General features: G+C 68.9%; 26 protein-coding genes. 15 read left to right on the top strand and 11 right to left on the bottom strand.

The features are described from left to right. The first annotated feature begins 3 nt into the window (after window positions 1–3). The 7 genes from ACK8OR_RS08760 to ACK8OR_RS08730 all read left to right on the top strand — a co-directional run bounded on the left by ACK8OR_RS08760 (window position 4) and on the right by ACK8OR_RS08730 (window position 5,832). Window positions 4–990, top strand: a complete 987-nt coding sequence (locus ACK8OR_RS08760; protein ID WP_410189024.1) for a class I SAM-dependent methyltransferase — start codon at window positions 4–6, stop codon at window positions 988–990. Then, window positions 987–1,799, top strand: a complete 813-nt coding sequence (locus ACK8OR_RS08755; RefSeq protein ID WP_410189023.1) for an SDR family NAD(P)-dependent oxidoreductase — start codon at window positions 987–989, stop codon at window positions 1,797–1,799. The genes ACK8OR_RS08760 and ACK8OR_RS08755 overlap by 4 nt, the downstream gene beginning before the upstream one ends. 54 nt (window positions 1,800–1,853) lie before the next feature. Further along, complete coding sequence (locus ACK8OR_RS08750; protein ID WP_410189022.1) at window positions 1,854–2,456, top strand: pyridoxamine 5'-phosphate oxidase family protein; 603 nt, start codon at window positions 1,854–1,856, stop codon at window positions 2,454–2,456. Window positions 2,457–2,657: 201 nt separating this feature from the next. Continuing rightward, complete coding sequence (locus ACK8OR_RS08745; protein ID WP_410189884.1) at window positions 2,658–4,277, top strand: peptide chain release factor 3; 1,620 nt, start codon at window positions 2,658–2,660, stop codon at window positions 4,275–4,277. A gap of 19 nt (window positions 4,278–4,296) precedes the next feature. After that, window positions 4,297–4,671, top strand: a complete 375-nt coding sequence (locus tag ACK8OR_RS08740) for a hypothetical protein (RefSeq protein WP_410189021.1) — start codon at window positions 4,297–4,299, stop codon at window positions 4,669–4,671. A 98-nt stretch (window positions 4,672–4,769) separates the two neighbouring features. Next, window positions 4,770–5,216: a hypothetical protein gene (locus ACK8OR_RS08735; protein WP_410189020.1), complete on the top strand. Its 447-nt coding sequence runs from the start codon at window positions 4,770–4,772 to the stop codon at window positions 5,214–5,216. A 106-nt stretch (window positions 5,217–5,322) separates the two neighbouring features. After that, window positions 5,323–5,832 (top strand): hypothetical protein, encoded by a 510-nt coding sequence (locus tag ACK8OR_RS08730; protein WP_410189019.1) that lies wholly within the window; start codon window positions 5,323–5,325, stop codon window positions 5,830–5,832. Here the strand turns inward: ACK8OR_RS08730 and serS are convergent. After that, window positions 5,829–7,121, bottom strand: coding sequence for a serine--tRNA ligase (gene serS, locus ACK8OR_RS08725; RefSeq protein WP_410189018.1), 1,293 nt, complete (start codon window positions 7,119–7,121; stop codon window positions 5,829–5,831). The two genes, ACK8OR_RS08730 and serS, sit on opposite strands and share 4 nt — an antisense overlap. A gap of 162 nt (window positions 7,122–7,283) precedes the next feature. On the opposite strand from serS, the gene yajC reads away from it, so the two are divergent. The 5 genes from yajC (at window position 7,284) to ACK8OR_RS08700 (ending at window position 11,411) form a co-directional block, all read left to right on the top strand. After that, window positions 7,284–7,601 (top strand): preprotein translocase subunit YajC, encoded by a 318-nt coding sequence (gene yajC / locus ACK8OR_RS08720; RefSeq protein WP_410189017.1) that lies wholly within the window; start codon window positions 7,284–7,286, stop codon window positions 7,599–7,601. A 3-nt stretch (window positions 7,602–7,604) separates the two neighbouring features. Continuing rightward, window positions 7,605–9,269 (top strand): protein translocase subunit SecD, encoded by a 1,665-nt coding sequence (gene secD, locus ACK8OR_RS08715; RefSeq protein WP_410189016.1) that lies wholly within the window; start codon window positions 7,605–7,607, stop codon window positions 9,267–9,269. A gap of 1 nt (window position 9,270) precedes the next feature. Next, the gene (gene secF, locus ACK8OR_RS08710) at window positions 9,271–10,236 is read left to right on the top strand and encodes a protein translocase subunit SecF (protein ID WP_410189015.1); all 966 of its coding nucleotides are present in this window, start codon (window positions 9,271–9,273) and stop codon (window positions 10,234–10,236) included. Next, window positions 10,229–10,975 carry a sulfite exporter TauE/SafE family protein gene (locus tag ACK8OR_RS08705; protein ID WP_410189014.1) on the top strand — a complete coding sequence of 249 codons (747 nt, stop codon included), beginning with the start codon at window positions 10,229–10,231 and terminating at the stop codon, window positions 10,973–10,975. The genes secF and ACK8OR_RS08705 overlap by 8 nt, the downstream gene beginning before the upstream one ends. 79 nt (window positions 10,976–11,054) lie before the next feature. Next, window positions 11,055–11,411: an Mth938-like domain-containing protein gene (locus ACK8OR_RS08700; RefSeq protein ID WP_410189013.1), complete on the top strand. Its 357-nt coding sequence runs from the start codon at window positions 11,055–11,057 to the stop codon at window positions 11,409–11,411. 3 nt (window positions 11,412–11,414) lie between these two features. Here ACK8OR_RS08700 and ACK8OR_RS08695 read toward each other — a convergent pair whose 3' ends face one another. The 4 genes from ACK8OR_RS08695 to ACK8OR_RS08680 all read right to left on the bottom strand — a co-directional run bounded on the left by ACK8OR_RS08695 (window position 11,415) and on the right by ACK8OR_RS08680 (window position 13,948). After that, entirely contained in the window at window positions 11,415–11,906 is a 492-nt protein-coding gene (locus tag ACK8OR_RS08695; protein WP_410189012.1) for a hypothetical protein, read from the bottom strand. Between the two features lie 114 nt (window positions 11,907–12,020). Continuing rightward, complete coding sequence (locus ACK8OR_RS08690) at window positions 12,021–12,506, bottom strand: Flp family type IVb pilin (protein WP_410189011.1); 486 nt, start codon at window positions 12,504–12,506, stop codon at window positions 12,021–12,023. A gap of 94 nt (window positions 12,507–12,600) precedes the next feature. Continuing rightward, window positions 12,601–13,035, bottom strand: coding sequence for a VOC family protein (locus ACK8OR_RS08685; RefSeq protein WP_410189010.1), 435 nt, complete (start codon window positions 13,033–13,035; stop codon window positions 12,601–12,603). A 13-nt stretch (window positions 13,036–13,048) separates the two neighbouring features. Further along, window positions 13,049–13,948: a DUF817 domain-containing protein gene (locus tag ACK8OR_RS08680; RefSeq protein ID WP_410189009.1), complete on the bottom strand. Its 900-nt coding sequence runs from the start codon at window positions 13,946–13,948 to the stop codon at window positions 13,049–13,051. A gap of 77 nt (window positions 13,949–14,025) precedes the next feature. Between ACK8OR_RS08680 and thyX the strand changes: the two genes are divergently transcribed. Next, window positions 14,026–14,931 (top strand): FAD-dependent thymidylate synthase, encoded by a 906-nt coding sequence (thyX, locus tag ACK8OR_RS08675; RefSeq protein WP_410189008.1) that lies wholly within the window; start codon window positions 14,026–14,028, stop codon window positions 14,929–14,931. Between the two features lie 233 nt (window positions 14,932–15,164). Beyond that, the gene (locus ACK8OR_RS08670; protein WP_410189007.1) at window positions 15,165–15,647 is read left to right on the top strand and encodes a DUF4145 domain-containing protein; all 483 of its coding nucleotides are present in this window, start codon (window positions 15,165–15,167) and stop codon (window positions 15,645–15,647) included. A 332-nt stretch (window positions 15,648–15,979) separates the two neighbouring features. Here ACK8OR_RS08670 and ACK8OR_RS08665 read toward each other — a convergent pair whose 3' ends face one another. Genes ACK8OR_RS08665 through ACK8OR_RS08655 form a run of 3 tightly spaced genes read right to left on the bottom strand, consistent with a single transcriptional unit; the run spans window position 15,980 to window position 19,324 of the window. Beyond that, on the bottom strand, window positions 15,980–17,287 hold the full coding sequence (locus ACK8OR_RS08665; RefSeq protein ID WP_410189006.1) for an NAD(P)/FAD-dependent oxidoreductase: 1,308 nt from the start codon (window positions 17,285–17,287) through the stop codon (window positions 15,980–15,982). Continuing rightward, window positions 17,284–18,639: a glutamine synthetase family protein gene (locus ACK8OR_RS08660; protein WP_410189005.1), complete on the bottom strand. Its 1,356-nt coding sequence runs from the start codon at window positions 18,637–18,639 to the stop codon at window positions 17,284–17,286. The genes ACK8OR_RS08665 and ACK8OR_RS08660 overlap by 4 nt, the downstream gene beginning before the upstream one ends. Further along, the gene (locus tag ACK8OR_RS08655) at window positions 18,632–19,324 is read right to left on the bottom strand and encodes a type 1 glutamine amidotransferase (RefSeq protein WP_410189004.1); all 693 of its coding nucleotides are present in this window, start codon (window positions 19,322–19,324) and stop codon (window positions 18,632–18,634) included. The genes ACK8OR_RS08660 and ACK8OR_RS08655 overlap by 8 nt, the downstream gene beginning before the upstream one ends. Window positions 19,325–19,437: 113 nt before the next feature. On the opposite strand from ACK8OR_RS08655, the gene ACK8OR_RS08650 reads away from it, so the two are divergent. Then, complete coding sequence (locus ACK8OR_RS08650; RefSeq protein WP_410189003.1) at window positions 19,438–19,869, top strand: CAP domain-containing protein; 432 nt, start codon at window positions 19,438–19,440, stop codon at window positions 19,867–19,869. A 12-nt stretch (window positions 19,870–19,881) separates the two neighbouring features. Here the strand turns inward: ACK8OR_RS08650 and ACK8OR_RS08645 are convergent, their stop codons facing one another. The 3 genes from ACK8OR_RS08645 to ACK8OR_RS08635 are packed head-to-tail and all read right to left on the bottom strand — an operon-like array spanning window position 19,882 to window position 22,867. Continuing rightward, entirely contained in the window at window positions 19,882–20,718 is an 837-nt protein-coding gene (locus ACK8OR_RS08645) for an EamA family transporter (RefSeq protein WP_410189002.1), read from the bottom strand. Further along, window positions 20,715–22,064, bottom strand: coding sequence for a glutamine synthetase family protein (locus ACK8OR_RS08640; RefSeq protein WP_410189001.1), 1,350 nt, complete (start codon window positions 22,062–22,064; stop codon window positions 20,715–20,717). The genes ACK8OR_RS08645 and ACK8OR_RS08640 overlap by 4 nt, the downstream gene beginning before the upstream one ends. Then, complete coding sequence (locus tag ACK8OR_RS08635; protein WP_410189000.1) at window positions 22,061–22,867, bottom strand: ABC transporter permease; 807 nt, start codon at window positions 22,865–22,867, stop codon at window positions 22,061–22,063. The genes ACK8OR_RS08640 and ACK8OR_RS08635 overlap by 4 nt, the downstream gene beginning before the upstream one ends. Between the last annotated feature and the right edge of the window lie 2 nt (window positions 22,868–22,869).

Here is a 22,869-nt window from a genome sequence, read left to right as displayed (position 1 = left end):
CGCATGGATGAACGCCTGTCCCTCGCCCTCGCCCGCGGGGCCGTGACCCTGCCCGAGGGGCCGGTCCTGCTGCTGCGGCCGCCGGCCAATCTCTCGTTCGACGAGTTGCCGCTGGAGGCCTGCTCGGGCACCCACGGCTTCCGCCCCGCCCATGACGCGCTCGCCGCGCGCGGGCTGGCGATGGCCGATGCGCCCGAGGGTTCGTTCGCGGCGGCGGTGGTCTTCGTGCCCCGCGCCCGTGCACTGGCGCTCGACCTGCTGGCGCAGGCGATCGGGGCGGTCGGGGCCGGGGGGCTGGTCGTCGTCGACGGCGCCAAGGCCGACGGGATCGAGGCGATCCTCAAGGCCGTGCGCGCCGCCGCCCCGGTGGGCGAGGTGGTGTCGAAGGCGCATGGCAAGGTCTTCGCATTCGCCGCCCCCGATACCGTGCCCGAGGGCTGGGCCGCCCGGCCGCGGCAGGTGGAGGGGTTCGTCACCGCGCCCGGCGTCTTCTCGGCCGACGGGATCGATCCCGGATCGGCGCTGCTGGCGGCGCATCTGGCGGGGCTGAAGGGCCGGGTCTGCGATCTCGGGGCGGGCTGGGGGTATCTCGGGCGGTCGGTGCTGGCCTCGGAGGCGGTCACCGTGCTCGATCTGGTCGAGGCCGAGCGTGCCGCGCTCGACTGCGCGCGGATCAACGTCGCCGATCCGCGGGCCGCGTTCCACTGGGCCGACGCGACGGTCTGGACCGGCGGCCCATACGACACCGTCGTCTCGAACCCGCCGTTTCACGCGTCCCGGCGCGCCGACCCGGATCTCGGGCGCGCCTTCGTGGCCGCCGCCGCACGCCTGCTGGTTCCGTCCGGTCGCTTCCTGATGGTGGCCAACCGCCACCTGCCCTACGAGGCCGCGTTGGAGGATGCCTTCGCGGAACGCTTGGTCATCGAGGAGCGGGACGGCTACAAGGTCGTTCAGGGTCGCAAGCCGCGGCGCGCCGGGAGGACGAGATGAGCCTGAGCATCACGGGCAAGACCGCGATCGTCACCGGCGCGGCCAACGGCGTCGGCCTCGCCATCGCGCGCCACTTCCTAGAGCAGGGGGCGAATGTCATGTTCGCCGACCGCGACGAGGAGGGCCTGGCGACCGAAGTCGGCGCGGCCCAGACCGAGGACGGCGCCACGGCGCGCTACTTCGCGGGCGACCTGCGCGAACGGCTGACGGTGGCGAACCTGCTGTCGGCGACACTCGACGCGTTCGACCGGGTGGACGTCCTCGTGAACGCGTCGCGCCAGATCATGGTGACCGACCCGCTCGACCCCGAGGACGGCTCGGTCTCGGCGCTGCTGGAGCAGAACCTGATGACGCCGCTGCGGCTGAGCCAGGCGGTTGCCAAGCGGATGATCGCGCAGGCCGAGGCCGACAGCGAAGACGAGGGCATGATCGGCGCGATCGTCAACGTGGGCTCGATCGCGGGGCGCCGGACCCAGCCCGAGCTGCTGGCCTATTCGGTCAGCGCCGCGGCGCTCGACCAGGCGACACGGTCGCTGGCGGTGTCGCTCGCGTCGCGGCGGATCCGGGTCAACGGGTTGGCCGTGGGTTCGGTCATGTCGGCCAATCTCAAGTCGCGCCTGAAAGAGGTCGAGGGCCTGCGGCAGGATATCATCGACGCGACACCCATGGGTCGCATCGCCGCCCCGGCGGAGCTGGCCGAGGCGGTGCAGTTCCTGGCCTCGGACGCGGCGGGGTTCATGACCGGTCAGATCCTGACGGTCGATGGCGGCCGTACCCTGATCGACCCGGTCGTCCAGCCCGCCTATTGAGGCCGCGGCGGGTCGGGGCTTCGGCGCCGCGGAATTCCTGCTACATGCAGGCCCATGACCCACGATATCGACGATCTCGACACGCTTCACGCGCTCTATGGCACGCCCGGCCGCGCCTCGCTCGACAAGGTGGCGGATTACGTGACGCCGCTCTACGGGCGGTGGATTGCGGCGGCGCGGTTCTGCATCCTGTCGACCGTCGGGCCCGAGGGCACGGATGCCAGCCCGCGCGGCGATGACGGCCCGGTGGTGACCCTGGCCGATCCGCGCACGCTGCTGTTGCCGGACTGGCGGGGCAACCAGCGGCTCGATTCCCTGCGCAACATCGTCCGCGACGGGCGCGTATCGCTGATGTTCATGGTGCCGGGGTCCGACAACGTCGTCCGGGTGAACGGCACCGCGCGTCTGACGATCGATCCGGCGATCCTCGCGCGCTTCGAGGATCGCGGGCGCATGCCCGCCTGCGTCGCGGTGATCGCGGTGGCCGAGGTCTACAGCCAATGCGCCCGCGCGATCATGCGCGCCGATCTCTGGGGCGACATGCCCGCACCCGACCTGCCCAGCGTCGGCGACCTTCTGGCCGAGCAGGATGCGGGCTTCGATGGCTCGGCCTACGATGCCGACTGGCCCCTGCGCGCCGCGCGGACGATGTGGTGACGCCCGCAGCCTAGCGGATCGCGCGTCGGAGCCTGACCAGCGCGGTGGCGGTCAGTCGGATCGTACCCTCGATCAGTTCGGCCTGGTTTCGAAAGGCATGCATTGGCCCCTCCTGTCTCGAATCGCCGACGAGGCTTGCACGAGGGTCCTTTCCAACCGGTGAACGGCCGCGCGATGGACGCCGCCCCCGGCCCTGCCTATATGCGCGACATGCTCGACAACGCCCCCACGCTCCCGCCCGAGATCGGCCGCCGCCGGACCTTCGCGATCATCAGTCACCCGGATGCGGGCAAGACGACGCTGACCGAGAAGTTCCTGCTCTATGGCGGCGCGATCCAGATGGCCGGCCAGGTCCGTGCCAAGGGCGAGGCGCGACGCACCCGTTCGGATTTCATGAAGATGGAGCAGGATCGCGGTATCTCCGTCTCCGCATCGGCCATGTCCTTCGACTTTCACAAGGGGTCGGACGAATATCGCTTCAACCTCGTGGATACGCCGGGCCACAGCGATTTCAGCGAAGATACCTACCGCACGATCACCGCCGTGGACGCCGCCGTGATGGTGATCGACGGGGCCAAGGGCGTGGAGAGCCAGACGCAGAAGCTCTTCGAGGTCTGCCGCCTGCGGGACCTGCCGATCCTGACCTTCTGCAACAAGATGGACCGCGAAAGCCGGGACACGTTCGAGATCATCGACGAGATCCAGGAGAACCTCGCCATCGATGTTACCCCGGCCTCCTGGCCCATCGGGGTCGGGCGCGACTTCCTCGGGTGCTACGACCTGTTGCACGACCGGCTGGAACTGATGGACCGCGCCGACCGCAACAAGGTCGCCGAGAGCGTGTCGATCAGCGGGCTGGACGATCCCAAGCTCGCTCAGCATATCCCCGCGGACCAACTCGCGACCTTGCGCGAGGAGGTCGAGATGGCGCGCGAGCTGTTGCCCGCCTTCGACCGGGACGCGTTTCTCGAAGGGTCGCTGACGCCCATCTGGTTCGGCAGCGCGATCAACAGCTTCGGGGTGCAGGAGCTGATGACCGGGATCGCCGAATACGGACCCGCGCCGCAGCCGCAGCGCGCCGAGCCGCGACAGGTCGCCGCCGACGAGACGAACGTGACGGGCTTCGTCTTCAAGGTGCAGGCGAACATGGACCCCAAGCACCGCGACCGGGTGGCCTTCGTGCGCCTCGCCTCGGGGCATTTCGAGCGGGGCATGAAGCTGACCCATGTGCGGTCGAAGAAGCCGATGGCGATCTCGAACCCGGTCCTGTTCCTCGCCGCCGACCGCGAGCTGGCCGAGGAGGCTTGGGCCGGCGACATCATCGGCATCCCGAACCACGGGCAGTTGCGGATCGGCGACGCGCTGACCGAGGGCGAAACGCTGCGCTTCACCGGCATCCCGTCGTTTGCGCCCGAACTGCTGCAAGGCGTGCGCGCGGGCGATCCGATGAAGGCCAAGCACCTGGAGAAGGCGCTGATGCAATTCGCCGAGGAGGGCGCCGCCAAGGTCTTCAAGCCCGCCATCGGCTCGGGCTTCATCGTGGGCGTGGTCGGTGCCCTGCAATTCGAGGTGCTCGCCAGCCGGATCGAGCTCGAATACGGCCTGCCGGTCCGCTTCGACCAATCGCAGTTCCAGTCCGCGCGCTGGCTCTCCGGCCCGAAGGACGCGGTCGACGCCGTGATTGCTAAGAATCCCCAGCACATCGCCCATGACAACGACGGCGACCCCGTCTTCCTGACGCGCCTGCAATGGGACATCGACCGCATCGAGCGCGACCACCCGCAGGTGACGCTGAGTGCGACGAAGGAGATGATGTCGTGACCGAATTCGAAGGCGCGCGATGACCCTGACCGATGCCATCCCCCGCGCCGTCGTGGCCGAGGCGCTGGGCCTGCCCGAGACGACCGACACGCTGCCGCCCGGCGATCTGCCGGTGGACCGGCTGGCGCTGCGCTACATTGCCTATCTCGCCTCCGACGAGGCCGCGACCGAGACGCCGGATGCGTGGACCGGGGCGGTGTTCGACCACCTCGTGGCGTTCTTTCCCGCCGATGCGCTCGCGGTGCTGGTCGCGGGGGCAGATCGCGACCCGGACGGCGTGCTGGTCGATCCGCTGCTCGACCTGGGCGAGGCGGCACCCGACCTGGATCTCGAGGCGGCGGCCGAGGGCGCGCCCGGCTTCGCGGCCCTCCTGGCGCGGGCGCAGACGGCCTGATCGGCGGCACCTTGCCGATGACGTCCGTGTCGCGAATCGGGCGTTGCCGTCGGGGCAGCGGTCGGGGATGACGGCCGAAGCCAGATTTCGGAGACGACATGCGCCGCGCCACCCTTCTGACGACCACCTTCCCCATCGCCGCCGCTCTGCCCGCGGTCGCCTTCGCCGATGCCGCCGATCCCGCGTGGCACCTGCTGGGCCAGATCGAGGTCACCGAGCACGAGACCGCCGACAGCTGGTCGGTCACCAAGCGCTACCCTTCGGAGATCGCGGGCGGAGTCGACCGCTTCGAGATCAGCGGCTACCTCGTGCCCGTCGGCTGGGAGGCCGAGACGCGCGACTGGATGCTGGTGTCCGATCTGGGCCAATGCCCGTTCTGCGGCTCGGGCGACCACGGTACCGCGATCGAGGTGCAACTGGCCGATCCGCTCCCGGTGACCGAGGACGCGCGCCACGCCAAGCTGAGCGGTGCGCTGCATCTCGTCGAGGACGCGGACACGATGCAGGCCGTGGTGATGACGGGCGCGACCCTGCTGGACGGTTGACCTGCCACGCCGCAACCGGGTCCGCCCCGACGGCACAATCCATCCCGACCCCGCGCGCGGCACGCTGACAGGCAACCGCGGCATCCTCCATGTTGCCGATGGAGTGATGGGCGATGCGCTCTGGCGGCATCGGGCGTGGATCTGCTGCACGCTCGACTGGCAGGGGCGGCGGCGCGCGGTGATGACCGGGCGGCGGTGGACCGAACTCTTCTTTCTGGACGAGGCGGTGGCGCTGGCGGCCGGGCACCGGCCCTGCGGCTATTGTCGGCGCGTCGCCTTCGCGCGGTGGAAGGCGGCGTGGGCGCGGGCCTTCGGTGACTGGCCGGGGGTCATGGCCGTGGATGCCGCGCTGCACGAGGCGCGGGCGGAGCGGGGGGCGCGACGGATGCGCCACGACCGGGCGGAGGCGCGGACCCTGCCGGACCACGCGATCTTTCGCGACGGGGACGGCGACTGGCTGGTCCTCGGGGACGCGCGTCACGCCGTCACGCCGGAGGGCTACGGGGCCGCACGCACCCGGCCGCAGGGGCCGGTCACCGTCCTGACGAACCCGGTGACGCGCGCCGTGCTGGCCGCGGGTTATGCGCCCGCGCTGCACCCCACGCTCAGTCGCTAGACCAGATCGCCCTCGGGCGTTAGCGTCAGCTTGCCGCCGAGCCACGGGCCCAGCACCTCGGGCAGGATGACCGAGCCGTCGGCCCGCTGCCCGTTCTCCAGCACCGCGATGAGGCAGCGCCCGACCGCGAGACCCGACCCGTTGAGTGTATGCACGAATTCCGGCTTGCCGCCGCTTGCGGGCTTGAAGCGCGCGTTCATGCGGCGGGCCTGGAAATCGCCCGTGGTCGAACAGGAGGAAATCTCCCGATAGGTGTTCTGACCCGGAAGCCAGACCTCGATGTCATGGGTCCGCCGCGCGCCGAAGCCCATGTCGCCAGTGCAGAGCACGACCGTCCGGTAGGGCAGTCCGAGCTTTTCCAGCAGCCCCTCGGCGCAGCGCGTCATGCGGTCGAGCTCGTCGCGGCTCCGGTCCGGATGAGTGACCGAGACCATCTCGACCTTCTCGAACTGGTGCTGGCGCAGCATTCCGGCGGTATCACGACCCGCGCTGCCCGCCTCGGAGCGGAAGCAGAGCGTGTGGGCCGTCATCCGGCGCGGCAGGGCGGCCTCGTCCAGCACGTCGCCCGCCACCGAATAGGTCAGCGTCACCTCGGAGGTCGGGATGAGCCAGTAGCCCTCGCGCGTCAGGAAGCTCTCATCGCCGAACTTGGGCAACTTGTCGGTGCCGAGCATCGCGTCGTCGCGAACGAGGACCGGGGTCATGTGCTCGACGAGGCCGTTCTCCTCGGTATGGGTGTCGAGCATGAATTGCGCGAGGGCGCGGTGGATGCGCGCGACGGCGCCCCGTAGGAGGACGAAGCGCGCGCCCGAGAGCTTGGCGGCGGTCTCGAAATCCATGCCGGGCACGACGCCCGCGATCTCGAAATGCTCCTTGGGGGTGATGTCGAACGTGGCTGGCGTGCCCCAGCGGTTCACCTCCACGTTGTCGTCCTCGTCCGCGCCGTCGGGCACGTCCGCATCGGGGAGGTTCGGGATCTCGAGAAGCGCCGTGCGCAAGGCCGCGTCGGTCGTGCGCGCCTCTTCCTCGAGCCGCGCGATCTCGGCCTTCTTGTCGGCCACGAGGCCGCGCAGCCGCTCGAATTCCGCCTCGTCGCCCGACGCCTTGGCCGCGCCCACCTGCTTCGAGGCCGCGTTCCGCTCGGCCAGCGCGGCCTCGGACGCGGTGATCGTCGCGCGCCGCGCGGTGTCGAGCGCCAGAAGCTCCGATGACATCGGGGCGAGGCCCCGACGCGCGAGCCCGGCGTCGAAGGCGGCGGGATCGTCGCGGATGGTGCGGATATCGTGCATCTGGGCCTCCGGCGCTGTGTCCGGCGCGACATGCCACAGGGCTGCGCGCCGCGCCAGCGGTTGCCAGCACGGCTTGCGCCCCCCATGTGCCCCGAATAGGTTCGCGCCCGACCGCATCAGGGCGCGCCCGCGCACCCGACCGATACCGATAGGACCCCGTTCATGTTCGCCACTCCCGCCTACGCCCAGGGCGCCGACGTCGCCGCCGGTTTCGGCAGCTTCATCCCCCTGATCCTGATCTTCGCGATCATGTACTTCCTGCTGATCCGTCCGCAGCAGAAGAAGGTGAAGGAACACAAGGCCATGGTCGAGGCGCTGCGCCGGGGCGACCAGGTCGTCACGCAGGGCGGGCTGATCGGCAAGGTGTCCAAGGTCAAGGAAGACGGCGAGCTGGAGGTCGAGATCGCCGAGGGCGTAAAGGTCCGCGTCGTCCGCGCCACCATCGCGCAGGTTCTGTCGAAGACCGAACCGGCGGGCTGATCCATGCTTCAGATCGCGCTCTGGAAGCGTCTGGGCATCATCCTCGTCTGCCTCGCCGGGCTGGCGCTGGCGCTGCCCAACGTCTTCTACACCCGCGCCGAGCGGCATAACGACGCCGTCACGGCCATCGAGCGCGGCGCGATCGCGACCCCGGAGATCGAGGCCGATCTGGCCCAATGGCCCGAGATCCTGCCGTCGAGCCTCGTCAATCTGGGACTGGACCTGCGGGGCGGGGCGCATCTCCTGGCTGAGGTGCAGCTGGGCGACGTCTACGCCGCGCGGCTCGACGGCTACTGGCCCGAGGTGCGCGACGCGCTCCGCGAGGTGCGCGACCAGATCGGCACCATCCGCCGTCAGGACAGCCCGGCCGACGAACTTCGTGTCCGCTTCTCGGAGCCCGGGGGCGCGCAGGCCGCGGCCGATGCCGTGCGTGCGCTGGCGCAGCCGATCGTCTCGCTGACGGGGGTCGGGCAGTCCGATATCGACGTCGAGGTCGCGGGCGATATCCTGACGGTCACGCTATCGGATGCGGAGCGGACCGCGACCGACGACCGCACGATGCAGCAATCGCTCGAGATCATCCGTCGCCGCGTCGACGAGGCTGGCACCCGCGAGCCGACGATCCAGCGTCAGGGCGCGGACCGCATCCTGATCCAGGTGCCGGGCATCGGCTCAGCGCAGGAATTGAAGGAGCTGATCGGGACGACCGCGCGGCTGACCTTCCACCCGGTCGTCAGCCGGTCGGGCAGCGCTGAGACCACGGTCGACGCCGACCAGCTTCTGCATCCGTCGATGGACGAGGCGGGGGCGTATTACATCCTCGAACGCACGCCCGTCGTGACCGGCGACGATCTCGTGGACAGCCAGCCGGCCTTCGACCAGAACGGCCTGCCCGCGGTCACCTTCCGTTTCAACCCGTCGGGCGCGCGCGCCTTCGGGGAGTTCACCGCCAACAATGTCGGCGCGCCCTTCGCCATCGTGCTGGACGAGGAGGTCGTGACCGCCCCCGTTATCCGCCAGGCGATCACGGGCGGGTCGGGCCAGATCACCGGCAATTTCGACGTGGCCGAGGCGAACCGCCTGTCGATCCTGCTGCGCGCGGGCGCGCTGCCGGCCGAGATGACCTTCCTCGAGGAGCGGACCATCGGACCCGAGCTGGGCCAGGACAGCATCGACGCGGGGCAGGTCGCCTCGCTGGTGGCGATGGCCGCGGTCGTCGTGTTTATGGTCGCGGCCTATGGCCTCTTCGGGGTGTTCGCGACGGTGGCGCTGGGCATCAATGTGGCACTGATCTTCGGCATCCTCAGCCTGATCGGCGGCACGCTGACCCTGCCGGGCATCGCGGGGATCGTGTTGACCATCGGCATGGCGGTCGACGCCAATGTGCTGGTCTTCGAGCGTATCCGCGAGGAATTGCGCACCGCCAAAGGCCCGGCGCGGGCGATCGAGCTGGGCTACGAGCGGGCGCTGTCCGCCATCGTCGACGCCAACATCACGACCTTCATCATCGCCACGATCCTCTTCACCCTCGGCTCCGGCCCGGTGCGGGGCTTCGCGGTGACGCTGGGGATCGGCATCCTGACCTCGGTCTTCACGGCGATCTTCGTCACACGGCTTCTGATCATCCTCTGGTTCGAACGCCGCCGTCCCAAGCAGATCGAGGTCTGACATGCGCCTTCGCCTCGTCCCCCAGCAGACCAGCTTCGATTTCTTCAAGTGGCGGAAGGTCACCTTCGGCGCGTCGATCGTGGCCATGATCGCGTCGATCGCGATCTGGCTGATCGTCGGTCTGAACTTCGGGATCGACTTCCTCGGCGGCACGACGATCCGCACCGAGTCCACGCAATCGGTCGATGTCGGCGCCTACCGGGACGCGCTGACGCCGCTGGGGCTGGGCGACGTCACCATCACCGAGGTGTTCGACCCCACATTCGAAGCCGGGCGCAACGTCGCGCAGGTCCGCATCCAGGCGCAGGACGGCGCGGAATCCGTGACCCCGGCCACCATCGCCGCCGTCGAGGCCGCGTTGCAGGGCGTCGATCCGTCGATCACCTTCCCGTCCGTCGAAAGCGTCGGGCCGAAGGTTTCGGGCGAGCTGATCACGACGGCCCTTCTGGCGGTGGGCGCGTCGCTGGTGGCGATCCTGTTCTACATCTGGCTGCGCTTCGAATGGCAGTTCTCGGTGGGCGCCATCGCGGCCCTCGTTCACGATGTGGTGCTGACCATCGGCATCTTCAGCCTGCTGCAGATCCGCTTCGACCTCGCCACGATCGCGGCGATCCTGACGATCATCGGCTATTCGATCAACGACACGGTCGTCCTCTTCGACCGGCTGCGCGAGAACCTCATCAAGTACAAGAAGACCCCGTTGCAGGAGGTGATGAACCTCTCGACCAACGAGACGCTGAGTCGGACGTTGATGACCTCCGGGACCACGCTCTTGGCGCTGCTGGCGCTCCTGGTCCTCGGCGGCGACGTGATCCGCGGCTTCGTCTTCGCAATCTTCTGGGGCATCATCGTCGGCACCTATTCGTCGGTCTACGTGGCCAAGAACGTCGTGCTGATGCTGGGCATCGACCGGGATCCGAAGAAGCCCTCGGACGCCGGGACGCAATTCGCGGACGTGGATGCCTGACGGCCTCGTCGCCGCGCTGGTCATGCCGGGGATCGGCTGGCTGGTGGCGGCGGCGCTGGCGGCGGGCGTCGTCTACGGCTTCGCGGGCTTCGGCGCGGCACTGATCTTCATGCCGGTGGCCGCGCGGGTCGCGACGCCCGAGGTGGCGGTCGCGGCCTTCTCGGTCTCGGCCGTGGGATCGGCGATCACCATGCTGCCGAAGACCTGGCCCGCCTGCGACAAGCGCGCCACCGGCCTGATGATCGCCGCCGCGGCGGTCACCATGCCGCTGGGCGTGATGCTGTTGACGCGGCTGCCGGAGGTTCCGCTCCGCTGGGCGATCTGCATCATCGTGGCGATCACGCTGGCGGCCGTCGTGTCGGGTTGGAAGCTGCGCCTGTCGGATGCGGCGGGGCCGCGCCTCGGGATCGGGGCGGCGGCGGGCGTGGTGGGGGGCTCGACCGGTCTGCTGGGGCCGGTTGTGATCCTTGTGACGCTGGCGGGCGGGGGACAGGCGGCGCGGATGCGCGCAAACCTCGCCACCTTCCTGACGACCGTGACATTGGTGCTGCTGCCCGCGCTCTGGTGGCAGGGCGTGCTGCCGCCGCCCGTGCTCTGGGCGGGGCTGATCCTTCTGCCGATCTATATGGCGGGGACGCTGATCGGGCAGCGGCTCTTCCAGCCGGGCGCCGAACGTCTCTATCGCGGGATCGCCTATGCGGTGGTGGCGGGTGCGGTGGTGCTGGGCCTACCGGTCTGACGCGCGGGGGGGCGCCGCCTTCCGGTCCGGGTCGGAAGACGATAGGGATCGCCCCGATGCTCGACGCGTGGAGGCCCCCATGAACCTGACCGAAGTGACCTTCGACGATGCCCGGCCCTTCGACGGCTATGGGCCCGGCTTCTTCCGCATCGGCGGCGAGGTGGTCGAGGGCGCGACGCTTCTGCATGCCGGCGGGCGGCGGGCGTGGGACGGCTTCGACGACGCCGCCGCGCTGACCGCGCTGACGAGTGAGGTGGACGTGATCCTGGTGGGGACGGGGGCCGAGATCGCGCATGTGCCGGGCGATCTGCGCGCGGCGGTCGAGGGCGCGGGACTGGGGCTCGAGGTGATGAACACCCCCGCCGCCTGCCGGACCTACAACGTTCTGGTCGGCGAGGGGCGGCGGGTCGCCGCCGCGGTCCTGCCCGTCGGCTGAGCGTCAGGCGTCGGGCGCGACCTCGGCCTCGGCGCTGGGGATGCCCAGCCCTTCGGCCAGCGCCGCCACGGTCACCGCGTCGTAGCTGGTCTCGGTGATGCGCGTGCCGCCCGCATCGACATAGGCCATGTCGATCGCGGTGTTGATATCGGCCAGCTGGCCCCGTTCGTCGTCGCTGAGACCGCTCAGATCGCTTTCGTTCACCTCGTTGAAGAAGGCGGCGATCTGGTCGAGATCGGCGGGGTCCATTCCCGCCATGCCGACGATCATGCGGTTGAAGGTCGCCTGGTCATGGGCGGCATAGCCGAAGCCGTGGTTCATGCGGGTGATGACCGAGGGCGCGTTCATGTTGGCGTCGATCGCGGCGACGGTCGACTGGACGCCGGTGCTGACCGAGATCATGACGGCGAGCCCTAGCGCGACGAGCGCGGCGGTGAGGACGACCCAGTCGACGGTGACGGCCCCGTCTTCGGTCTCGATGAAACTGATACGCATACTCGGCTACTCCGAAGGGTTCTTGGTGACTTACCTACGGGTAGCGGGGCGGGGTGGCGGAAGTGGGGCGGGGGCGGGCTCGGTCCGGGGTCAATTCCCGGCCTTGGCGCGTCTCTATTGATAGAATGTGTTCGCCAGGCCGTCCGCGCCGCCCGGCAGGGCCGAGATCGCCGCCTCGTCCCAGGTCCCGTCGATCGGGCGGGCCAGTTCGCGCTCGGCCCAGACGAGGTCGATGGCGGTGTTGAAGTCGGTCAGCCGCTCCTTGAAGTCGAGCGACACCTGGTCGGAATAGGTCTCGACCAAATCGACCCATTCGTCGGCATAGGCCGTCAGCGTGCCCAGCTCGCTGTCCTCGTAGATGCCCATGGCGCTGTACATGGAGGACATCTTCACCTCGTCGTAGATCACGCGCACGCGCGGCTGGACGACCTGCGCCGAATATTCCGAATTGGCCGAGAGATCCGCGCCCGCATCGGCGGCCCCCGCCTGCACGACCGCGACGGTCGCAGCCCCGAGGCCCGCCGTCACCGCGCAGAGCACGGCATATTCCACGGTGAGCGCACCGCGCTCGTCGGTGAGGAAGCGTTGGATAATGCGCATGGCAGGACGGACTCCGGTTAACGTTCCCTTGGGGTTAAACGTCGATCCTGCCCGGATGATGGAGGCAATGCGGCGCCGGTGCGGCGCCCGTCCCCTACCAGTGGCCGGTGTTGTCCATGCTGGCCCAGGGCTCCTCGGGGGCCTTCCGGTCGCCCGCCTGCAGAAGCTCGACCGAGATGTTGTCGGGCGAGCGCACGAAGGCCATGTGCCCGTCGCGGGGCGGGCGGTTGATGGTCACGCCGTTCTCCATCAGGTGCCGGCAGGTCGCGTATATGTCGTCGACCGTATAGGCGAGATGCCCGAAATGGCGGCTGTCGGACGGCAGGCCCTCGTCGCCGTCCCAATTGTAGGTCAGCTCGACATCCGCATGGCCGTCGGCCTGATCGGGCGGGCACATGAAGACCAGCGTGAAGCGGCCCTGCTCGCTCTCGCTGCGGCGACGCTCGACGAGGCCGAGGAGTTTGTAGAAGGCGATCGAGGCGTCGAGGTCCTTCACCCGGACCATGGTGTGCAGATAGGTGATGGGCATCGCGGACTCTCCGTCAGGGGGACGCCCCGACCCTAGCCCCCGCGTCCGCCGCGGCAACCCCGTCCGGCCGCCACGGGTCCCGCATCAGCGCGTCGCGCATCACCAGCGTGACAGTCGCGAAGCTGACCCAGAGCAGCAGGTACCAAGACCCGAACTTGCCCCAGGGCACCGGCTGGCCCTCGCCCTGGCCCGCATAGAGCCAAGTCTGGGTGAAGGTGCCGACGTTCTCGGCCACGAAGATCGCGCCCGCCGCCAGAAGGGCCGCCAGTGGCATCGGCATCCACCAGAACCGCTCGGACACCCGGAACCAGACGCGCGTGCGGCCGAAGAGGAGCACCGTCGCGGCCATCAGCAGGTAGCGCGCGTCCCAGACCCAATGGTGCCAGAAGAAGTTGCCGTAGATCGCGGCCCCCAGCGCCCCCAGCACCCACCAGGGCGGGACAGGGGCGAACCGCATGTCGAAGACGCGGATGACGCGCGCGATGTAGCTGCCGACGGCGGCGTACATGAACCCCGAGAAGAGCGGCACGCCCCCGATCTCGAAGATTCCGGTGTCGGGATAGTCCCACGACCCCTGTGCCAGCTTGAACACCTCCATCGCGGTGCCCGTCAGGTGAAAGAGGAAGATCACCCGCGCCTCGGCCCAGCTCTCCAGCCGGAGCGCGATCATCCCCGCCTGCGTCGCCACCGCGAAGAGGAAGAGCCCGTCATAGCGCGTCAGCGCCCAGTCCTCGGACCAGACCGCGCGGCTCGCGACGATGGCGATCAGGAACAGCCCGCCGAAGAGCGCGGCCCAGCCTTGCTTGAGGACGAACATCACCGCCTCGACCACGCCGCCGGGCAGCCGCGCGCGCGCCCAGTCGCCCAGCCGCCGCTCGAGGAACCGTGTCCCGCGATCCGTGCCCGCGCTCAATCGTCACCCAACATGTTGCGTCCCCGCGCCTCCGCGGTCCAACCTGTGCCAACCGCCCGAATCCGATGAGACATCCCATGCCGCTGACCCCCGAGCAACAGGCCGAGATCGACACCCAGCGCGGCGAGAGCCATCAGACCCTGCGCGCCACCGCCCCCGGCATGGAGAAGCATCTCTACACCGCGCATCCCGTGCTCGATCACGGCTTCGTCCGCGTCATCGACTACATGGGCGACGACCGCGCCATCACCCAGGCCGCGCGGGTCAGCTACGGGCGCGGCACCAAGGCCGTGTCGAACGACGAGGGGCTGATCCGCTACCTCATGCGGCACTGGCACTCGACGCCCTTCGAGATGTGCGAGATCAAGCTCCACGTGAAGCTGCCGGTCTTCGTCGCGCGCCAGTGGATCCGCCACCGGACGGCCAACGTGAACGAATACTCCGCCCGCTACTCCATCCTCGACCGGGAGTTCTACATCCCCGCCGAGGACGACCTCGCCGCGCAGTCGCAGACCAACAACCAAGGCCGGGGCGAGGCACTTCAGGGCGAAGAGGCGCAGCGCGTCCTCGACTGGCTCCGCGACGACTCGACCCGCGCCTACGACCATTACGAGGCGATGATCTCCCAGGAGGGCCAACAGGGCCTCGCCCGCGAACTCGCCCGCATGAACCTGCCCGCGAACATCTACACCCAATGGTACTGGAAGGTGGACCTCCACAACCTCTTCCACTTCCTGCGCCTGCGCGCCGACGCCCACGCCCAGATGGAGATCCGCGTCTATGCCGAGGCATTGTGTGGGATCGTCCGCGACTGGGTCCCCGCCGCCTACGGCGCGTTCGAGGATTACCGGCTGGGCGGCGCGCAACTCTCGGGGAAGGGCGTGGAGTGTTTGCGGCGCATGCTCGCCGGCGAGGAGGTGACGCAGGAGACGAGCGGGATGAGCAAGGGGGAATGGCGGGAGTTTATGGGGGTGGTGGGGTGAGCATTCCGACCGACCGTCTCCTAGGGAACGTCAAAGGTTCGAGTGGCCAAGCCCCGACTGGAATACGATTGCATTGCGGGCATTGCGGCGTTCTGGCTGCCCACTCCTTCCGGGATGGACATATAAATGGAAGCGCAAAGTGCTATACGGCCCGATCAATATGCCCGAACTGCGAAAAGGCTTCATCCATTGTCATATTCGGGGAGACTTCTAGCGAGTTTCGCGGCGATCACGTGCTGGCTATTCACGTATATCCGGCTCCTCAGGATGGAATTGAGGATTATCCCTCAGCTCATCTTCTTCCTGAACGCCTCGCTTCAAACGTGGCCCGTTCTCGCGAGGCACTCATTCGCGGAGACTATGAGGGAGCATTAACTGGTGCGAGGCGGACTGTAGAAGGCATCTTTAAAACTCTAGTTCCACATGATCCGGAAATTGGTAGAGATAGACGAACACTTCATCAGTTAATTCAATTGGCAATACAAAAGGTTGACTTGTCGGAGCCCTTAAAAGAACTTGCAGTTGCCGTTAAAGATGGGGGTAATTTGGGCGCTCATTTTGATGAGGCTGTTGACCCAAATGAAGAGAGCGCCCGCTCTGCGCTAAGGTTATCCGAGCGACTTCTTGATTTTGTTATTGTCCTGCCGGAGGAAGTGAGCAAATTTAGGAAGAACCTTGAAAACCTTGCGAGGTATGACGATAGAAAAGATCATTAAGTCTTAGATGGCTTGTACGCTGTTCTGCGCTGAAATCTCTGTCTTGGCACGCTTAGTTTGGGCGGCGCACGCACCCTACGTCTAATCCTTCTTCCGTTCCATCCCCGCCTGCGCCATCAGCCCCCCAGAGCCACAGCCCACCTGGCAGCGCGGGGCACCGGGAGCGCGGCCAGCGTCTCAAACCGCCCCCGCCCCCGCCCCCTCCTCCAACCCAATCCCCACCCTCACCCCGCAAGCCATCCCCCGCTCCCGTATGCCCATCTGTCACGACAGGGGGTGTACGGGGGGTGTACGCGGGGTGTACGCGGGGTGCACCGGCTATCCCGCTGATGTCAGGGCAGAATCCGGTCCCGCAGGGCGCCGGCCACCAATCCGGCCTGAGCCATCCACGGACCGATCATCCGCCCCCCCGGCAGAGCCGGCGCGGGCAGGTCGCGGAGGAGGTCGAACCGGTCGCGCGCGCCGCCCATCGCCTCGACGCAGAGCTTGCCCATCAGCCCCGCGAGCGCCAGCCCGTGGCCCGAATATCCCCCTGCGGAGAAGACGCCTGGCGCCACCTCGTCGAGATAGGGCAGGCGCGTCGCCGTGACCGCCAGCGTGCCGCCCCAGGCATGCTCGAACCGGACCTCCGAGAGCGCCGGATAGACGCGGGCGAGGTTGGCGCGGACGCGGGCTTCGATGTCCGTGGGGAAGCGGCGGCCGTAGCTCTCGCCCCCGCCATAGACGAGCCGCCCGTCCCGGGTCTGGTGGAAGTAGTTCACCACGAAGCGGTCGTCGGCCACGCCCAGCGGCGCGGCCATGGGGGGTGCGGCGAGGGGCTCGGTCACGGCGATGAAGTTGTTGATCGGCAGGACGCGCGCCGCCGACGCTCCGGTCAGGTGCGCGCCGTAGCCGTTGGTCGCGTGCAGGACGAAGCGCGCCGTGACCGCCCCCTGCGCCGCGGCCACGCTGTCGCCGATGCGGTGAACCTCGGACCCTTCGTGGATCGTCACGCCTGCCGCCACGCAGGCCCGTGCGAGGCCGAGCGCATAGGCCAGCGGGTTCACGACCCCCGCCGACGCATCCAGCACGCCGCCCGCATAGGCGCGCGTCCCGATCCGCGCGGCCAGCGCGTCGCGGTCCAGCACCTCCAGCGCCGTGCCGTAGCTCCGGTCCATCCGCGCGGCGGCCTCGGCCATCGGCCCGAGCGATGTCTCCCCCCGCGCGACCGAGAGGATGCCGGGTCGCCAGTCGGCCTCGGGCGCGTGGCTCGCGATCAGGCGGCGGGTCAGCGCCTTGGCGTCCTCGCAGAGGTCCCAGACGGCGCGGGCGCGGGTGGGGCCGAGCTTCGCCTCCAGCTTTTCCTGCCCCCAGTTCAGCCCCGAGCCGACCTGACCCCCGTTGCGCCCCGACGCGCCCCAGCCGACCCGCTGCGCCTCGAGCAGGACGACCGACATCCCCGCCCGCGCGCCATGCAGCGCCGCCGAGAGCCCGGTGATCCCGCCGCCGACGACACAGAGATCGGCGGTGACGCGGCCCCTGAGCGGCGGGTGCGGGTCGGGCAGGTCGAGCCCGCGCCCATACCACGTGTCCGGCCAGACGCCCCGGTCGCCATTGGCGTGAAGCCACGACGCGCCCGAGCCGCGCGGCCCCCGCGTCACACGTTCAGGAGCAGATGCTCCCGCTCCCAGGGCGAGATGACCTGCAGGAAGGCGCCGTTCTCCAACCGTTTGACCGCGCTGTAGATCGACGCGAAGCGCGGGTGCAGCACGTCGTGGATCTCGGTCGCCGCCTCGAAGAGATCGAGCGCGGTGGAAAGGTCGCGCGGGATGCCGTCGGCGCTGTCATAGGCGTCGCCGGTGAATTGCGGCGCGGGCTCGATCTCGTTGACCAGCCCGAGATAGCCGCAGGCCAGCGACGCGGCGAGGGCGAGATACGGGTTGCAGTCCATCCCCGCGATGCGGTTCTCGATGCGCTTGGCGTCCGGCTCCGAGACGGGGACGCGCAGCCCGGTCGTGCGGTTGTCGCGCCCCCATTCGAGGTTCACGGGCGCCGCGAAGTCGCGCACGAAGCGCCGGTAGGAGTTCACGTAGGGCGCCAGCAGCGCGATGACCGAGGGCAGGTGCCGCTGCATGCCGCCGATGAAGTGCATGAAGGCCTCGGTCTCGGTCCCGTCGCCGCCGTCGAAGAGGTTGCGCCCCGTGGCCCGGTCCACGACGGAATGGTGCAGATGCATGGCGCTGCCGGGTTCGTCCTGGATCGGCTTGGCCATGAAGGTCGCGTAGCAGTCGTGCCGGAGCGCGGCCTCGCGGATGAGGCGCTTGAAATAGAAGATCTCGTCGGCCAGCCGGACGGGGTCGCCATGGGCGAGGTTCATCTCGACCTGGCCCGAGCCGCCCTCCTGCAGGATGCCGTCGATCTCGAGGCCCATGGCCTCGGCGAAGTCGTAGATGTCGTCGATGACGGGGCCGTATTCGTCAACGGCAGACATCGAGTATGCCTGCCGCGCGGCGGCCCGGCGCCCCGAGCGTCCCATGGGGGGCAGGACCGGCTGGGACGGGTCGGTGTTGCGCGCGACGAGATAGAACTCCATCTCAGGCGCCACGACCGGGGTCCAGCCCCGCGCTTCGTAGAGCGAGACCACCCGCTTGAGGACGTTGCGCGGCGCCATCGGCACGGGCTCGCCCGCCTGGTCGGACATGTCGTGGATGACCTGCAGCGTCCAGTCCGCGGTCCAGGGCGCGGCGCAGGCGGTGTCGAAATCGGGCGTCAGGATCATGTCCGGCTCGAGAAAGGCGGCGTCGCCGTCCTCGGCCCAGTCGCCGGTGATGGTCTGCTGGAAGATGGAGTTCGGAAGGTAGAATTTCGTCTGCTTGGCGAACTTGGCGGCGGGCATCGCCTTGCCGCGCGCGATCCCCGACAGGTCGGCGACGATGCACTCGACCTCGTCGAGACGGCGCCCGTCGAGATAGGCGCGCGCGTGATCGGGGATGCGGCCGAGCCAGTCAGACATGGGCCACCCGGTCGGTGAAGAAGCGCGCGATGGCACGGGCGAGGCGGGCGTCGTCGACGGGCTTGGCCAGCGTCGCCTCGGCCTCGTCCATCCGGTCGTCGGGATAGGTGCCCGTGCCGCGCCGGACGCGGACGTAATCGGTCAGGACGGCGTTCGAGAATTCGGGATGGGCCTGCACGGTGAAGGCGCGGTCGCCATAGGAGAGGATCGCGTTGGCGCAGAAATCGCTCGAGGCCAGCACCTCGGCTCCGGGCGGGAGGGTCACGACCTGGTCCTGATGCCAGGCGTTGAGCGTGATCTCGGATCCGTCGGACAGGCGGTAGGGGTGGCGGCCCAGCGCCCAGCCCCCATCGAATTTCACCACCTCGCCGCCGAGCGCAGTCGCCACGATCTGGTGTCCGAAGCAGATGCCGACGAGGGGGACGTTCGCGTCATGCGCCTCCCGGATGAAGGCTTCGAGCGGCGGGATGAAGGCATGGTCTTCGTAGGCGCCGTGCCGCGAGCCGGTCACGAGCCAGCCGTCGCAGTCGGTGACGGCGTCGGGAAACACCATGTGCTCGACATCGTAGGCGCGAAAGGTGAAGCCGTGCCCGTCCAGAAGCCGTTTGAACATGGCGTCGAAATCGCCGTGGACGGTGCGGATGTCCTCGGTCGTGTGTCCGGCCTGCAGGATGCCGATTTTCATGGGATGCCTTGGAGGTTGCTGCGCGGATCGACGCTATGCCGGGGGCGGGATGGCGGCAAGCGTCGTCGCGGCGGTCACGGGTTGTTAAGATCCGGCGGGCAGGATGCGGGGCGATGACGATGCGGTTCTTGATGGCGGTTGTGGTGGGCCTGTGTCTGGCGCTTGGCGTGCAGGCCGGGCCGATGGATGCGGCGACGCCGGCGCGCGCGGCGGCGGGCCTGGCTCCGATCGCCGACGATGCGCAGTTGATGCGCGCCGCGCAGGCGCAGGCGGATCACATGGCACGACGGGGGCGGATCGGGCATGACGGACCGGGCGGCTCGTCGGTGTTCGACCGGGTTCGCGCCACGGGGTTCCGCGGCTGCTTCGCGGCAGAGAACGTGGCGACGGGGCAGGGCGATCTGGGCGCGGTGATGCGGGACTGGCTCGGCTCGTCGGGGCATCGCCGCAACATCCTCGACCGGCGGGCGACCCATGGCGCGGTGGCCGCCGCGCGGGGCGGAGGCACGGTCTATTGGGCGATGGTGCTGGCCGGGCGGTGCTAGTGCGTGCGGGCGCTAGAGCCGAGTGAGGGCGACGCCGCCGACGATCAGGATCGCGGCGACGGCCTTCCAGCGGTCGATCCGTTCGCCGAGGATCAGCCAGCCGATCAGGACCGCGAAGAGGATCGACGTCTCGCGCAATGCGCCGACCAGCGCGATGGGGGCCACGGTCATGGCCCAGACGGCGACCGCATAGGCGGCGTAGGACAGGAGTGCGGCCAGCGCGCCGAGGCCCCAGGCCCGCGCATCCGCGCGCAGCACCTCGCGCCCGCGCAGCGCCAGGATGATCGGCGTGAAGATCAGGACGTCGAGGAGGAAGAGCCACGCGACGTATTGCGTGGCCGAGGCCGCGACCCGAGCGCCTGAGCCGTCGACGATCGTATAGCCCGCCGTCATCAGGGCCGAGCCGAGGGCGTAGGGGATCAGGCGCCGTGCCTCGCGGGCGCGCAGGCTGCCGGCGGCCATGGTCGCGATCCCCGCCCCGAGGATCGCGATGCCGACGATCTCGGTCGGGGTCAGGATATCGGTCAGAAGCAGCGGCGAGACGAGGAGGACGATCATCGGCGCCGCCCCGCGCGCGATGGGATAGACGCGGCTGAGGTCACCCTGCTCGTAGGCGAAGGCGAGGAAGAGCTTATAGCCTGCGTGGAAAGCCCCGGACAGCGCCAGCCAGCCCCAGACCGGCCCCGTGGGCAGCGGCAGGCTCAGCGCGATCAGACCGCCCGCACCCCCCTGCACGAGGGTCATGATCGTGATCCCGCCGACCTTCGAGGCGCCCGACTTCACCAGCGCGTTCCACCCGGCATGGAGGAGCGCCGCGCCGAGGACTGCGGCGAAGACGCCCGCGGTCACACGGTGTCCAGGTAGAGGTCCATCCGCTCGTCCTCGGTCAGTGCGTCGATATCGCGTAATTCCTGCCGCTTGGTCAGGACGAGGTTCCGTATGAGCGCGCTGGGCAACAGGCGGGCGGACCACGGATCGCTCTCGAAGCGGTCGATCGCCTCGGCCCAGCGCGACGGGATCTGCGGCAGGTTCATCGCGTAGGCGTTTCCGGTGATCGGCGGCGGCGGGTCCTGCGCGTCCTCGATCCCCTGCAATGCGGCGGCGAGGATGCTGGCCAGCAGCAGGTAGGGGTTCGCGTCCCCGCCCGAGATGCGATGCTCGATCCGGCGCGCGGCCGTGGGGCCGGAGGGAATGCGGATGGCGCTGGTGCGGTTCTCGTAGGCCCAGGCGAGGCCGGTGGGCGCGTGCGCGCCCGGCACGAGCCGGTCATAGCTGTTGAGATGCGGCGCGAAGACGAGGGTCGAGGCCGGGGCCGCCGCCAGGAGGCCCGCGACCGCATGGCGCAGCATGTCCGAGCCTTCGGACCCGCCATCGTCGAACACGTTCGCGCCGTCCGCGTCCAGCACCGAGAAATGCACATGCATCCCGTTGCCCGCGTAATCCGGATAGGGCTTGGCCATAAAGCTGGCCGCGAAGCCGTGCTGCCGCGCCAGCCCGCGCAGGGCGAGCTTGAAGAGCCACGCGTCGTCGGCGGCCTTCAGCGCGTCGGGCTGGTGGCTGAGGTCGATCTCGAACTGGCCGATCCCGGCCTCGGAAATGGCGGTGTTTGCGGGAATATCCATCGCCTCGCAGGCGTCGTAGAGCTGGGTGAAGAACATGTCGAAGGCGTCGAGCTGCCGCATCGAGAGCGTTTCTGCCCCCGGCCGCCGCTTGCCCGAGACGGGCGAGATCGGCGCGCGGAGTTGCCGCGTGCTGTCGTCGATCAGGTAGAACTCCATCTCGGTCGCGACCACCGGCGTCAGCCCGTGCTTGGCATAGCGCGCCAGCACGGCGGCCAGCGCGTGACGCGGATCGCCCGCGAAGGGCCGCCCGTCCTCGTGGTACATCCAGACCGGCAGGAGCGCGGTCGGCGTGGCCAGCCACGGCATCGGCACGAAGCCCCGCTCGGTCGGCTTCAGGATGCCGTCCGCGTCGCCGGTGTCGAAGACCAGCGGGCTGTCCTCGATATCCTCGCCCCAGATGTCGAGGTTGAGGATCGAGAACGGGAACCGCGTGCCGTCCGTCTCGAGCTTGTGGGCGAAGCGGCGCGGAATGCGCTTGCCGCGCGCCTGCCCGTTGAGGTCGCAGGCCGCGGCGCGGACCGAGTGGATCTCGGGATGGTCGTGGAGCCAGCCTGCGGGTGCCTCATCGCTCATCGCATCACCTGTCCCAGAAGGCTCGGCCGTCCCGGCGCTTCGGGCAGGTGGCGGTTCAGGCGACGGTTGATGGCGCCCATGATGCCGATGATGACGAGAGTCAGGAGGATGAAATACCCCGCGAGGATCGGGTAGGGCACGAAGGGGTTGAACGTCTTGTCGGCGAAGTAATTGGCGTAATAGAGCGCGTCGCCCTTCTGCTGGCGCGCCGGGAAGCCGGTGAAGAACACCAGCGTCGTCGCGTGGAAGAGGAAGATCGCCTCGTTCGTGTAGGCGGGCCATGCAAGGCGCAGCGTTGTGGGCCAGGTGATCCGCTTGAACTTGCGCCAGCCGGTGATCCCGTAGGCCTCGGCCGCCTCCTGGTCGCCCTTCGGGACCGAGCCCAGCGCGCCGTAGAAAATCTCGGCCGAATAGGCGGCGGTGTTGAGGAAGAGCACGACGACCGCGCCGGCCCAGGCCGAGGAGAGCGGTTCGGCCCAGGGGGCGACCTGCTTGAGGGCGAGGAAGGCGAAATAGGCGAAGAAGAACTGGATGAAGAGCGGCGAGCCTCGGAAGAGGAAGATGAACCACTCCGACGGCTTGCGCGCCCAGAGCTTGGGCGAGGCCTTGCCGACCGCCAGCACCGTCGCCAGCGCGAAGCCCGACAGAAGCGCGATCAGCCCGAAATAGACGTTCCAGATCAGGCCCGAGCCGATCAGCACGATCTGCTGGCAGAGCGTGAACTCCGAGCGCGGCAACAGCCGCTCACCGATCCCGAGCGAGCGGAGGCCATAGTCGGCGATGGTCTGGAGACACTCTTCCATCA

The organism is Jannaschia halovivens (genome assembly GCF_046452375.1).
Lineage (GTDB): Bacteria > Pseudomonadota > Alphaproteobacteria > Rhodobacterales > Rhodobacteraceae > Jannaschia > Jannaschia halovivens.
The sequence above is the reverse complement of the archived record's forward strand: the minus strand, read 5'-3'. Positions and strand labels throughout refer to the sequence as shown.